The sequence below is a fragment of the Sphaerotilus microaerophilus genome (genome assembly GCF_023734135.1).
GTDB classification, from domain to species: domain Bacteria; phylum Pseudomonadota; class Gammaproteobacteria; order Burkholderiales; family Burkholderiaceae_C; genus Sphaerotilus; species Sphaerotilus microaerophilus.
On sequence record NZ_AP025730.1, the window covers coordinates 604,532 to 618,459 of the forward strand.

9 protein-coding genes are annotated in these 13,928 nt (G+C 68.6%); all 9 read left to right on the forward strand.

The features are described 5' to 3' along the window. Positions 1 to 83 precede the first annotated feature (83 nt). The 9 genes from NGK70_RS02730 (at position 84) to NGK70_RS02770 (ending at position 13,757) form a co-directional block, all read left to right on the forward strand. Positions 84 to 1,229 carry a LacI family DNA-binding transcriptional regulator gene (locus tag NGK70_RS02730; protein ID WP_251971849.1) on the forward strand — a complete coding sequence of 382 codons (1,146 nt, stop codon included), beginning with the start codon at positions 84 to 86 and terminating at the stop codon, positions 1,227 to 1,229. Between the two features lie 80 nt (positions 1,230 to 1,309). Continuing rightward, positions 1,310 to 2,248: an SHOCT domain-containing protein gene (locus NGK70_RS02735; protein WP_251971850.1), complete on the forward strand. Its 939-nt coding sequence runs from the start codon at positions 1,310 to 1,312 to the stop codon at positions 2,246 to 2,248. Between the two features lie 435 nt (positions 2,249 to 2,683). Next, positions 2,684 to 3,937 (forward strand): maltoporin, encoded by a 1,254-nt coding sequence (locus tag NGK70_RS02740; RefSeq protein WP_251971851.1) that lies wholly within the window; start codon positions 2,684 to 2,686, stop codon positions 3,935 to 3,937. 142 nt (positions 3,938 to 4,079) lie between these two features. Beyond that, positions 4,080 to 5,282 carry a maltose/maltodextrin ABC transporter substrate-binding protein MalE gene (gene malE, locus NGK70_RS02745; RefSeq protein ID WP_251971852.1) on the forward strand — a complete coding sequence of 401 codons (1,203 nt, stop codon included), beginning with the start codon at positions 4,080 to 4,082 and terminating at the stop codon, positions 5,280 to 5,282. 133 nt (positions 5,283 to 5,415) lie between these two features. After that, complete coding sequence (gene malF, locus NGK70_RS02750) at positions 5,416 to 6,960, forward strand: maltose ABC transporter permease MalF (RefSeq protein ID WP_251971853.1); 1,545 nt, start codon at positions 5,416 to 5,418, stop codon at positions 6,958 to 6,960. A 33-nt stretch (positions 6,961 to 6,993) separates the two neighbouring features. Beyond that, a complete protein-coding gene (gene malG, locus NGK70_RS02755; RefSeq protein ID WP_251971854.1) occupies positions 6,994 to 7,884 on the forward strand; it encodes a maltose ABC transporter permease MalG in 891 nt (296 codons plus the stop codon). 89 nt (positions 7,885 to 7,973) lie between these two features. Continuing rightward, positions 7,974 to 8,417 (forward strand): pullulanase-associated domain-containing protein, encoded by a 444-nt coding sequence (locus tag NGK70_RS02760; RefSeq protein WP_251971855.1) that lies wholly within the window; start codon positions 7,974 to 7,976, stop codon positions 8,415 to 8,417. Between the two features lie 50 nt (positions 8,418 to 8,467). Continuing rightward, the gene (locus tag NGK70_RS02765) at positions 8,468 to 10,075 is read left to right on the forward strand and encodes an alpha-amylase family glycosyl hydrolase (RefSeq protein WP_251971856.1); all 1,608 of its coding nucleotides are present in this window, start codon (positions 8,468 to 8,470) and stop codon (positions 10,073 to 10,075) included. Between the two features lie 70 nt (positions 10,076 to 10,145). Beyond that, on the forward strand, positions 10,146 to 13,757 hold the full coding sequence (locus NGK70_RS02770) for an alpha-1,6-glucosidase domain-containing protein (protein ID WP_251971857.1): 3,612 nt from the start codon (positions 10,146 to 10,148) through the stop codon (positions 13,755 to 13,757). Positions 13,758 to 13,928: the final 171 nt, after the last annotated feature.

Genomic DNA, 13,928 nt, shown 5'->3' on the forward strand with positions numbered 1-13,928 from the left:
TTGGGGGCGGTGTCGGGGTTGGTGGGCACGGGGCTTGCATTAGACTTCGCGGCCCGCCCTGCCTCCCCCGCCCTGCCCCTCCCATGTCGTCCCCTGGAAACGCTGCTCGCCCGGTCACGCTGGAGGCGGAAGGTCCCGCGGGCCGGCTGTCGGTCCATGACGCCGACGGCGGGGCCGATGCCCACGGCGGCGCGGCGCGGGGGCGGTACCGCGGCCGCGGCGGGTTGACGCTGCTGGACGTGGCGAAGGCGCTTGGCGTCAGCCGCACCACCGTCTCCAACGCCTACAACCGGCCGGACAAGCTCTCGGCCTCGCTGCGCGAGGAGATCCTCGATCGCGCGCGCGAACTGGGCTACTTCAGCCCCGATCCGACCGCACGGGCGCTGCGCCGCCGTGATCTGGCGGCGGTGGGCGTGGTCTTCCACCACGACCTGTCCTACGCGCTGAGCGACCCGACCGCGATGGTCTTCCTCAGCGGCGTGGCGGCCGAGCTGGACCGCCGCCACCTCGCGCTGCACCTGATTCCCAAGATGGGGCGGCGCCTGATGCTGGCCGCTGCCTTCCAATCGATGGCGGACGCGATCATCGTGCACGCGGAGATCGGCCCCGAGTTCGTGCACGAGGTCACCGCCTCGCCCAAGCCCACCGTGCTGGTGGACACCACCGTGCCCGGCGTCCCGTCGGTGCTCACCGACGATCGGCAGGGGGCGCTGCGGGCGATGCAGCATGCGCTGGCCGCCCGGCCCGACGTGGTGGTGGTGCTGTGCTTCGCCATCGGCGAGGTCGAGCGGCTACGCGTGCTGGCCCTCACCGACCCGCCGCGCAGCGGCTACGTCGGTGACGAGCGCATGATCGGCTACGCCCAGGCCGCGGAGGAGGCGGGTTTTCCGGCCCAGCGCCTGCTCTGGCTGGACATCGACGACCACTTCCCCGAATCCGCCGGTGCGCGGCTCGCGGCGCTGGCGCCGACGCTCCCTGCCGATGCCCGCGTAGCGATCGTCGCGATGAGCGACCGCCTGGCCCTGTCGGCGCTGGCCGAGACGCAGCGTTGGTCGCGCCCGCCGCCGGTGGCGCTGGTGGGCTTTGACGACTCGCCCGCCGCTGCCGCCGCTGGCCTCACCACGGTGCGCCAGGACAGCCATCGCAAGGGGGAGTTGGCGGTGCGACTGCTGCTCGACCGACTGCCGTCGGTCACCGTGCCGGTCAACCTGGTGGTGCGCAGCACCTGAACACCCCGGCGCCGGGGTTGACGGGCCCATCGGGGATGCCACGTTGATCGATTCACTCTTTTGATCTAACGTCAGCCCCTGTGAAATCCCAACCCCTGCCCATCGCTCCTGTCGCCCCGAGTGGGCCTGCTGTTGGCTCGCGTCGCGCTGCGCGGTGGGGGCGGCTCGTTGCCGCCGGCCTGCTGGCCACCGCCACCTGCCTGGCCGCTGCGGCGCCGGGTCCGATGGACTTCCTCTACACCCGCGGCGCGCCGCCGCGGGCCGACAACGCCGGGGCGCAACCGCGGGTCTGGAAGGTCGGCGAGTTCAGTGCGCTGCGGCTGGTGGATGCCGAGCCGGGCAGTGCCGGCGCCCGCCATCCGGTGGTGCTGGGGGCGGAGCGCTGGCGTGCCCTGCTGGCGCAGGTGGAACTTCGCGGCGACGGCGATCGCCGCACAGCGCTGTTCAGCGCTGATGAACTGGCCGACCTCACACCGGTGCTGGCGCGTGCGATGGCGGTGGCCGGCCCGGGCGATGACCTGCTGCTGCTCAGCTCGGCCCGGCGCGGCAACCTGCTGTCGGCGCCCCTGTCCGTCACGGCCCGCCTGTTCGTTCAGGACAGGCAGCTGAACCTGATCGTGCACGACACCCGCCGGGACGCCTACAGCGAATTCCGAGCGGTCCAACGGGTGCCGGCGTTCGAGTTCGGCAGCCGCAGGGCGGCATCGCCGGCCCGGCTGCATGTGGACGGCGCGGCGCAACTGCGTCGTGGCGACTGGGTGGCCTGGCCACTGGACGGTGAACCAGCCCCGCCTGCGCGCGTGCAACCGGGGGCACCGGCCCCCGCAGCCGCTGCAGCGGCGGGGACCCCACCGGCGGCGGCGCCTGCTGCCAACGCGCTTCCGACCAAGCCCCGCGACGCGGCCTTCTACGCCGAGCAGGAAGAGCGCCTGCGTGGCCTGCAGCGCCTGCGGGATGCCGGCTTGCTGAGCGAGGAAGAGTTCCAGCGCAAGCGGCGCGCCATCCTCGACAGCCTGTGAATGCAGGCGAGACGGTAAGGCTGGACCGTCCGCAAATCCGCATCGAGAGTGCGGTCTCTGCCGATTTGTGTAAATCGTTGCGCTTCGGCAACGCAAAGCCCCGTCGACTGAATCCCCGGCCGTAACCGTTCGGGCCGCTCGGTACCCCCGGTTTTCACGGGGGTTCCCTCCTGCCGTTCACCTGCCAGGAGCGCCCCAGGGGGCGCCGATCGTTTTGCGCCAGAACAAAGGAAAGCCGGGTTTCCACTGGCTCAGGGTTTGCACGGATCCGTCAGATATTGACGCCAAAGTTGATCGATTCACAATCCTGTCCGTAGTCGATGTTGATCGATTCACAATCCCGCCGCAGCCTGTCCCGCCTGCTCCCGGAGCTCGACCGATGACGGTCCGAGCCGCGGCGCTTCCTGTCCCGTTTCGAGCAATGAGGAGATGACAATGCGCAAGACGTTCAAGCCCCTCCCGATCGTTCTGGCCCTGGGTGCGGCCCTGGCGGCACCGGCCGTGTTGGCCGACGGTCTGGAATACCACGGCTATGTGCGCGCCCAGGCGGGTGGCACCAGCGAGGGTGGCAACCTGCAGTGCTTCCAGGAGAACGGGGGCCGCGCGAAATATCGCCTGGGCAACGAGTGCGACAACTTCAGCGAGCACAGCGTCGCGCTGCCCTTCGGTGACGCCAACGGCGTCTGGTACAAGTACAAGCTCACCCTGGCCATCCAGAACCAGGGCAAGCAGGATGCGGAATCCACCAACGGCGGAGCCATGAATTGGCAGCACCGGGAGAACTACATCTCCGCGGGCGGCTTCTTCGGCCGTGGATTCATGGAGAACGCCAGCCTGTGGGTGGGTCAGCGGTTCTACAACCGCCATGACGTCCACATGAACGACTTCTACTACTGGGGCAACAGCGGCACCGGTGCCGGTATCGAGGAAGTCCAGGCCGGGCCGGTCAAGCTGGCCTTTGCCTACCTGCAGAACCAGGGCAATGCCAACGCCGCAAACGACGTGGTCAACAAGCGCTATTCGGTGCGCTTCTATGACATCGACGTCAACCCCGGCGGCAAGTTCGAGGGTGAATACGTGCACCTGATGGACAGCACGGCGGCCGATGGCGTGACCAAGGGCAGTGGCGACATGCTCTTCCTGCAGCACACGCAGGGCGGGCTGCTGGGTGGCTTCAACAAGGTGGCCGTGGTGCTCGGGCGCGAGCAGGGGGCTGGCTGGGAGTGGTTGCCGACCTACGCGGGCACGGGCGACCAGAATGGCGCCAAGGCTTGGCGGGTGCATGAGCAGCTGTCCTTTGCCTTCCCGGGTTCGGGCTGGAGCGGCACCGCGACGGCTCACTACGGCAAGTACAAGAACGGCGGCGGCCAGACCTGGAGCTGGGCGAGCATCGGTGTGCGCCCGGTGTACAACTTCACCAAGAACTTCAGCCTGGCGACGGAGCTGGGGCATGACGAAGCCAAGGCCACCTGGGGTGCTGACGCTGGCAAGGCGTCGAAGCTCGACAAGCTGACCATCGCGCCGCAACTGGCGCTGAGTGAAGGCGTCTGGTCCCGCCCGGTGCTGCGTGCCTTCATCACGCACGCACGCTGGAACGACGTGGCACGCAACTACGGCATTGCCAACGGCGTGTTCGGTACCAAGAACAGCGGCACGACCTTTGGCGTGCAGGCCGAGGCTTGGTGGTGATCTGCCCGGTGGCCGGCTGCCTGAGCCGTTCCCGGGCGGCCCCTCGCGGGCCGACCGACCGTCAATGCATCCCAATGGCCGGCCGCCACGTCCGGCCGGCATCGCGCCGCGCGGCGGCGCCTCATCGCAAGGAAAACCCATGATGCGCACGCAACGTCGCACCTTCACCCTCGCCAGCGTCACGGTGCCGGCGCTGCTGGCCGCCGGTCTGCTCAGCCCCGCCGCCTTTGCGGCCGAACCCGGCAAGCTGCTGGTGTGGTTCAGCGTGGACGGCTCCAAGGGCGTCCAGAAGCTGGCCGAGGAGTTCACCAAGAAGACCGGCGTGCCGGTCACCGTCGAGGCGCCCGAGGACGGCCCGGGCAAGTTCCAGCAGGCGGCAGCCGCTGGCAAGGGCCCGGACATCTGGATCTGGGCGCACGACCGCATCGGCGAGTGGATCTCCGGCGGCCTGCTGCAGCCGGTCACGCCGAGCAAGAAGATAGCTGCTGACATCGACCCGCTGGCCATGAAGGCCTTCACCGTCAGCGGCAAGACCTGGGGCTACCCGTTCTCGATCGAGGCGGTCTCGCTGGTCTACAACAAGGCGCTGGTGAAGACGCCGCCCAAAACCTTTGACGAGGTGATGGCGCTGGACAAGCAGCTGGCCGCCAAGGGCGCCAAGGCCATCCTGTGGGACTACACGAACACCTACTTCACCTTCCCGCTGATGGCGGCCAATGGCGGCTATGCCTTCAAGCAGCGTGCCGATGGCAGCTATGACGCCACCGACACCGGCGTGAACAACGCCGGCGCGCTCAAGGGCGTGGAGCTGCTCAACAAGCTGCTGCGCGAGAAGTACATGCCCGAGGGCAGCGGCTACGCCGAGATGGAAGGCGGCATGGCGCAGGGCAAGGTCGGCATGATGATCAACGGCCCCTGGTCCTGGGACAACCTGCGCAAGGCGAAGATCGACTTCGGCGTGGCCAAGATCCCGATGGTGGACGGCAAGAAGGCGGTGCCCTTCGTGGGCGTCAAGGGCGTGATGATCAACAAGGCCTCGCCGAACAAGGACCTGGCGGTGGAGTTCATCGAGAACTACATGCTCACCACCAAGGGCCTGAAGATGATCAACGAGGCCGAGCCGATCGGCGTGCCGGCGAGCAAGTCCTACTACGCCGAGTTGAAGTCCGACCCCAACATCGCCGCGACGATGGCCTCGGCCCAGGATGGTGTGCCGATGCCCAACAACTCCGAGATGGGCCGCTTCTGGTCCGCGATGGTCTCGGCGCTGGGCAACGTGATGGAAGCGCGCCAGACGCCCAAGGAGGCGATGGACGCGGCCGCCAAGCGCATCCTGACCAAGTAAGCCCCTTCGGCTGTTGATGCCGGCGCGTCCCGGCGGCCCGCGCGACCACCCCGGTTGCACGGGCTGCGGGCCGCATGCCGCACCGAGTGCCGGTCCCGCTGCAGAGCAGGCCACACCGCGGACCTCTCCGACCATGCAAGTCACATCCTCCTCACGCCGCTGGCTTGTGCCGGCGCTGGCCGCCGTCGGCGCGCTCGCGGTGCTCTACCTGGTGACGCTGGTCTACGCGGTGGGCCAGACGCTGCTGGCCGGCACCTTGCTGGTGATCGCCGCGCTGGCCCTGTGGGCCTACACGTCGAAGAAGACCGTGGCACTGCGCTACCTCTTTCCGGGCGTGGCCGCGGCGATCGTGTTCGTCATCTTTCCGATGGTCTACACCATCGCGATCGGCTTCACGAACTACAGCTCGCGCAACCTGCTCGAATACGAACGGGTCCAGCAGATCCTGCAGGAGGAAACCTTCCGTGCCCCCGGGCCGGCCTACAAGTTCTCGCTGCACCCGGATGCGCATCAGTTCCGCATCCGCCTGGAGGACCAGGAGGACGACAAGCGTGTCTTCATCTCCAGTGCGCTGGCGCTGCGCCAGCCGGCCTCGCTGACCGTCGATGTGCTGCCCGAGGCCGAGGCCAAGGTGGTGATCGGCGATGCCCTGCCGCTCAAGGAGGTGATCGCGCAGCAGAAGGACATCAAGGCGCTCACGCTGCGCTTTGCCGATGGCAAGCAGGTGCGCATGACCTCCCTGCGCGAATTCGCGCCGGCCCAGCCGCTGTACAAGCCGGGCGCCGACGGCAGCCTGACCAACGTCGACACCGGCGAGGTGCTCAAGCCCAACTTCAAGAGCGGCTTCTTCGAGAACGCCGCCGGCGAGCACAAGGAGCCAGGTTTCCGGGTCGGCGTCGGCTTCGACCACTACCGTCGCATCTTCACCGACAAGCGCTTCCAGGAGCCGTTTGCGCGCATCTTCATCTGGACGGTGGTCTTCTCGGCGCTCACCGTGCTGTTCGCCGCCAGCCTGGGCATGCTGCTGGCGGTGCTGCTGAACTGGGAAGGGCTCAAGGGCCGTGCCGTCTACCGGCTGGTGCTGTTCCTGCCCTACGCGGTGCCGGGCTTCATCTCCATCCTGATCTTCAAGGGGCTGTTCAACGCCAACCTGGGCGAGATCAACCTGATCCTGAACGCGCTGTTCGGCATCAAGCCGGCCTGGTTCGCCGACCCCTTCCTGGCCAAGACGATGATCCTCATCGTCAACACCTGGCTGGGCTTCCCGTACATGATGGTGGTGTGCATGGGGCTGATCAAGTCCATCCCCAGCGACCTGTACGAGGCCTCTGCGGTGGCCGGTGCCGGTCCGATCACCAACTTCGTCAGCATCACCGCGCCGCTGATCATCAAGCCGCTCACGCCGCTGCTGATCTCGTCCTTCGCGTTCAACTTCAACAACTTCGTGCTGATCGCGCTGCTCACCGGCGGGCGGCCCGATTTCCTGGACATCAGCGTGCCGGCGGGCACCACCGACATCCTGGTGTCCTACACCTTCCGCATGGCCTTCCAGGACTCCGGCCAGCAGTTCGGCCTGGCCTCGGCCATCTCCACCGTGATCTTCCTGCTGGTGGCCGCCATCACCCTGGTGCAGATGCGCTTCACGCGCCTGGCCCAGGACGACAACGGCAAGCGCTGATCGGCCCGGCCGTTCGATAGGAGACCCCGCACCATGGCCCTCGTCGTCGACAAGTCGCAGCGCTGGCGCGTGCTGGCCGCGCACCTCTTCCTCATCGTGCTCTGCGCGGTGGTGGTGTTCCCCTTCCTGGTGGTGCTGTCGGTGTCGTTCCGGCCCGGCAACTTCGCCACCGGCAGCCTGATCCCCAGCGAGATCAGCTTCGAGCACTGGCGCTACGCCTTTGGCCTGCCCTACCAGGCGGCCAACGGCCAGCTGGTCGAGCCCGAGCTGCCGGTGCTGCGCTGGCTGTGGAACTCGATCAAGGTGGCCACCGTCTCGGGGCTGATCACGCTGCTGCTGTCCACCACCGCGGCCTACGCCCTGGCGCGCATGAAGTTCCGCGGCCGCAACCAGGTGCTCACCGGCCTGATGCTGATGCAGATGTTCCCGGCGGTGCTGGCGCTGGTGGCCATCTTCGCGATCTTCGACCGCATCGGCGCGGCCTTCCCGGCCTTCGGCATCGACTCGCACTGGGCGCTGATCCTGGCCTATTCGGGCGGCATCGCGATGCACGTGTGGACCATCAAGGGCTACTACGAGACCATCCCCTACGAGATGGAGGAGGCCGCCAAGGTCGACGGCGCCTCGCCCTGGCAGGCCTTCCGCTGGGTGCTGCTGCCCATGGCGCTGCCCATCCTGGCGGTGGTGTTCCTGCTGTCCTTCATCGGTGCGGTGATCGAGTACCCGGTCGCCTCGATCCTGCTCAACACCCAGGACCACCTGACCCTGGCGGTGGGCACCAAGCTCTTCGTGCACGAGCACAACTTCCGCTGGGGCGACTTCGCCGCCACCGCCATCCTCTCCGGCCTGCCGATCACCGCGGTGTTCGTGCTGGCGCAGAAGTGGCTGATTTCCGGCCTGACCGCCGGTGGCACCAAGGGTTGACCCGTCCTGCGGACACACGAACGCGCACGTTCTGACTTCAGCGGCCCTGCCGCCCACGCTTTCCCCCTCCCTCACGACAGGAGTTGTCCATGAGCACCATCCGCCTCTCCAAGCGCCTCGCTGCCCTCGCTCTGGCCACCATCGTTGCGCCGCTGACCACGCTGGCCGCCCCGCCCGAGGGCAAGGTCCAGATCAACTACAACCGCTGCGACAACACCTACGACGGCTGGGGTGTGCACCTGTGGAAGAACCCCGGCATCCCGCTGGAAGGCATCGAGTGGCAAAAGCCCATGATGCCCACCGGCAAGAACGACTTCGGCGTGTTCTGGCAGGCCGACCTGTCCGCCTTCGGCAGCTCGGGCAACGTGAACTACATCGTCCACAAGGGCGACACCAAGGAACAGGGCGGCCGCGACATGAAGTTCGACGGCAAGACCATCAAAGAGATCTGGGTCAACAGCGGCGACCGCAAGATCTATGCGTCGCTGGAAGACGCCAAGAAGGGCCGCGAGGAAGCGCCCTGCAAGCCGTGACACCCGCAGTGACACGGACCCACTGACGTCGCCAACGAGACCGCCCCGCCATGAAGCCCGCCGCCCTGCTCCTGTCCCTGCTGCTCGCTGCCTGCGGCGGCGGTGGCTCCGCGTCCACCGAACCGCCTCCCGCGGTGGATGTGTCCACCGTGGCGCAGGCGGACTCGCCCAGCGCGCTGCCGGCCGGCTGGCAGCACGGCGCCTTCATGGAGATCTACGTCCGCGGCTACCAGGACAGTGACGGTGACGGCATCGGCGACCTGCGCGGCCTGATCAGCCGGCTCGATTACCTCCAGGATCTGGGCATCACCGGCCTGTGGCTGATGCCGGTGACCCAGAGCCAGGACCGCGACCACGGCTATGCGGTGAGCGACTACCGCCGCGTCGAGGCCGACTACGGCAGCCTGGACGATTTCAAGGAGCTGCTGAGCCAGGCGCATGCGCGCGGCATCGGCGTGATCGTCGACTACGTGATGAACCACAGCGGCGCGACGAACCCGCTGTTCCTCAATTCGCGTCACGCCGCCGACAACCCCTACCGCGGCTGGTACGTCTGGAGCGGTGGCGCGCCCAGCAGCGCCTGGAACATCTACGGCAGCTACCCCTGGTACTCGACGGGCAGCGGCTGGTACTTCGCCGGCTTCTGGAGCCAGATGCCGGACTTCAACCTGCGCAACGCCGAGGCCGTCGCCTACCACCACAGCAACCTGCGCTACTGGCTCAACCTGGGGGTGGACGGCTTCCGCTTCGACGCGGTGGGCAACCTGATCGAGAACGGCGCCGCCGCCTGGGAGAACCAGAGCGAGAACGACGCTCTGATGGCCACGGTGCGCCAGGTGGTGCAGGCCTACCCGAACCGCTACATGGTCTGCGAGGCGCCTGGCCAGCCGCAGCGCTACGGGGCGGACACGGTCTGCGGCGGCGCCTTCGCCTTCGGCCAGCAGACCGCGGTGATCGACGCCACGGCGGGTGACGCCGCAGCCGTCGCCAGCACCGCGGCCTACTTCAGCAGCGCGCCCACCGGCATGGCCAGCTTCCTGAGCAACCACGACGCCTTCGCCGGCGAGCGGCTGTGGGACCAGGTCAGCGGCAACGCCGCCGAGTACCGGCTGGCCGCGGCCACCAACTTGCTGCAGGGCCGCACCCCCTTCCTCTACTACGGCGAGGAGATCGGCATGGCCGGCGGTGCAGGCCTGACCGGTGACTGGAAGCTGCGCACCCCGATGAGCTGGACCAGCAGCAACCGCGGCAGCGACGGCTTCAGCACCGCGAGCCCCTTCCGCGCCAACTCCGCCAACGTCGGCTCGAACAACGTGCTCGCCCAGGCGGGTGTGGCCGACTCGCTGCACAGCTTCTACAAGGACGTGATCGCGCTGCGCAAGTCACGTGCCTCACTGATGACCGGGGCCTACCGGAACCCCGCGGCCCAGGGCGCGGTGATGAGCTTCCAGCGCGTCGAGGGCAGCGAGACCACGGTGGTCGCCTTCAACTACGCCAACAGCCTGGCCACCGCGAGCCTCGCCGGCCTGCCGGCCAACGCGGTGTTGCGCCGCCTCTGGCCGGTGGGCGGGGCCAACGCCGCGGCCGATGCGGCCGGGGCGGCCCAGGTGCCGATGGCGGCGCGCAGCTTCACCGCCTTCGCGGTGCAGGCGCCCTGACGGTCGGCACGCGCCGCCCTGCAGTCCCGCCTTCCTGCCCCAGCCCTTCCCCCAACTCAAGGAGACCCGCATGCCGTCCAGCGTCCGAGTGCACCCCGTCGACCTTTCCTCCGGCAGCGGGCTCCCTGGTGCCGCAGCCGCCTCGCTCGGGCGACTCGCCCGCCTGGGGCGCAGGCTGTGGCTCGGCCTGAGCTGCGCCGCACTGCTGGCCTGTGGCGGCAGCGGCGGTGCGGCCGATCCGGTCGATCCGCCCAGCGGCTCGCTGGCGGCCTGTGATGCCACGGCCTTCCAGACGGTGCTGCATGCCGTGCCCGCCGCGGCCGGCCCGGGCCCCACTCCCACGACGACGCTGACCGTGCACTACCGCCGCCCGGCGGGCGACTACAGCGGCTGGCAACTGCACAGCTGGGGTGCGGCGGCCGACCCGGGCTGGAACGCCGGGCACAACGCCGCCGGCAACGACGCCTTCGGTGCCATCTACCAGGTGCCGCTCACTGCCGGCAGCGGCGCGGTCGGCTACGTCTTTCACCAGGGTGACACCAAGGACCACGGCGGCGCCGACCAGTCCTACACGCTCAGGAGTGGCGCCAACGAGATCTGGCGCATCCAGGGAGATGCGGCCACCTACACCCGAAACCCGCTGACGGCCGGTACCCCGGACCTCACCACGGTGCGTGTGCACTACAAGCGCTACGACGCCAACTACGACGTCTGGGGCCTGCACCTGTGGGCCGGCAGTGGCCTGGACCTGAGCGGGCTGAAGCCGGGCGTGACCATCGAACAGTGGGCTGCGCCGGTCGCGTTGTCGGACATGAACGGCTACGGCGTGGGCGCCAGCGAGGTCGTGTTCGACCTGCCGGTGCTCAATCCGAAGGCCGATGCGGCCCGCACGGCGCTGGAGTTCATCCTCCACGGTACCGCGGCCAACCCGGCCGGCGGCACCGACAACAAGGACGGTTGGACCAGCAACATCCGGGTCGACTACGCCGCGCTGAGCATCGCCGGGGGCGTTGGCGAGATCTGGCTGGTCCAGGGCGACCCGACGGTCTACACCGCGGCTCCGGACCTGCGCAGCGCCTCCACCGGCGATGCGCGGGCGCACTGGCTGACCGGGCGGCTGATCCAGTGGCCGCAGGTCGACGCCGGCGGCGTGTTCAAGCTCTATCACTCGGCCACCGGGCAGATCCGGGCGGCCAGGGACGGCACGGTCAGCGGTGCCGATGGCGCGCTGACACTCGATGCCAACGCCGTGGCCGTGCCGGCGTCGGCTGCCGCACGCTTCAAGTTCGTGGCCCCGGGCGTGGTGCTCGCCGTGCGCGACGACGACCTCGCCCGGCTCAAGGCCCTGCACGCCAGCCAGCTGGTGGTGGTGCAGGAGTCCGCCAGCGGTCAGGTCCAGAACGCCTCCACCGCGCAGGTGGCCGGTGCACTCGACGACCTGTACGCCGCCGCCGCCGACGTGACCGACCTGGGCGTGCGCGCCGGCGCCAGCGCGACTACCTTCAAGCTCTGGGCGCCGACCGCCCGCAACGTGTCCGTCTGCGTGTACGACAGCGGCAGTGGCAACGCCGTGGCCAGCGAAGCCATGGCGGCCGACCCGGCCACCGGCGTGTGGACCCTGCGCCAGGGCACGGACCTCGGCGGCAAGTACTACAAGTACGCGGTCGAGGTGTTCGTGCGGGGTGTCGGCGTGGTGCGCAACCTCGTCACCGACCCCTACTCGGTGAGCCTGACGAGCGACTCGAGGCGCAGCTATGTTGCCAGCCTCGACAGCGCGGCCCTCAAGCCGGCCGGCTGGGATGCCCACACCGCGCCGGCCACGGTCGCCGACCCGGTGGACATGACCATCTACGAGCTGCACGTGCGCGACTTCTCTGCCACCGACCCCACGGTGCCGGCCGCGCAGCGTGGCAAGTACCTTGCCTTCACGCAGACCGGCTCCAACGGCATGAAGCACCTGAAGGCGCTGGCCGAGGCCGGCCTGACCGACGTGCACCTGCTGCCGGTCTTCGACATCGCCACCGTGCCGGAAACCGGCTGCGTCAGCCCCAGTGTCAGCGGCAGCGCCAACTCGGAAACCCAGCAGGCGGCGGTCAACGCGGTGCGGGACAGCGACTGCTTCAACTGGGGCTACGACCCCTACCACTACAACGCCCCCGAGGGCAGCTACGCCAGCGATGCGGCCGACGGCGCCCGGCGCGTGCTCGAACTGCGCCAGATGGTGATGGCCCTGCACCAGGCTGGCCTGCGCGTGGGCATGGACGTGGTCTACAACCACACCACCGCCTCCGGCCAGAAGGAGAAGTCGGTGCTCGACCGCGTGGTGCCCGGCTACTACCACCGGCTCAACGCCACCGGTGGCGTCGAGATGTCCACCTGCTGCGACAACACCGCCACCGAGCACCTGATGATGGGCAAGCTCATGAGCGACTCGGTGCTGCAGTGGGCCACGCAGTACCGCATCGACTCCTTCCGCTTCGACCTGATGGGCCACCAGCCGCGTGCGGTGATGGTGGCGCTCAAGGCCCGCCTGGCCAGCCAGACCGGGCGCGAGGTGCCGCTGCTCGGCGAGGGCTGGAACTTCGGCGAGGTGGCCAACGGGGCACGCTTCGAGCAGGCCTCGCAGCTCTCCCTCAACGGCAGCGGCATCGGCACCTTCAGCGACCGCGCCCGCGACCACGTGCGCGGCGGCGGGCCCTTCGACGGCGGCGCCGATCTGGTGAAGAACCAGGGCTACATCAGCGGCCTGTTCTACGACGACAACGGCAGCGGTGCCGGCAAGACCCGCACCCAGCTGATGTGGTCGGGTGACATCATCAAGGCCGGGCTGGCCGGCTCGATCCGCGATTTCTCGTTCACCACCCACTGGGACGAGGTGAAGACGCTGGAGGCGCTGGACTACAACGGCCAGCCGACCGGCTACGTCACGGCCCCCCAGGAGGTGGTCAACTACGTCGAGAACCACGACAACCAGACGCTGTTCGACATCAACGCCTACAAGCTGCCGGCGGCCACGTCCCGGGAGGACCGCGCCCGCGTGCAGATGCTGGCTGCGGCGATCAATGCCTTCAGCCAGGGCATCGGCTACTACCACGCCGGCATCGACACGCTGCGCTCCAAGTCCATGGACCGCAACAGCTACAACTCGGGCGACTGGTTCAACCGCCTGGACTGGAGCTACACCGACAACTTCTTTGCCACCGGCCTGCCGATGCAGGGCGACAACGGCGACAACTGGTCGGTGATCCGCCCGATCCTGGCCAACGCCGCGATCAAGCCGGGGGGGGCCGAGATCGCCCTGGCACGCGACATGTTCCGCGACCTGCTGAAGATCCGCGCCAGCAGCACGCTGCTGCGCCTGCGCAGCGCGGCGGACATCAGGAGCCGGCTGCGCTTCCACAACACCGGCTCGGCGCAGGTGGAGACGGTGCTGGTCGGGCAGGTGGATGGCAACGCCTACCCCGGCGCCAACTTCAAGGAACTGGTCTACCTGATCAACGTGGACAAGACCGCCCGTGACGTCACGATTGCGGCGCTGGCGGGCAAGTCCTACGTCCTGCATCCGGTGCTGGCCTCCGCCACCGCAGCCGACCGCCGCGCCGCCAACGACGCGCGCTACGACAACGGCACTGGCCGCTTCACCGTGCCCGCGCGCACCGCGGTCGTGTACGTCGCCAATTGAGAACCTGTGAACGAACCCGCCATGCCCGCTGTCCACGCCCCCAGGCGCCCGCTCTTCGTTGCAAATGCTCGCCATAGCCCGAGCCATGGCTGTGCTCCGCGCCTCGATCGGACCCCCGTGGACGCGTCCCTCGGACACGGCCGGTTCATTCACAGGTTCTGAGACTCCTTC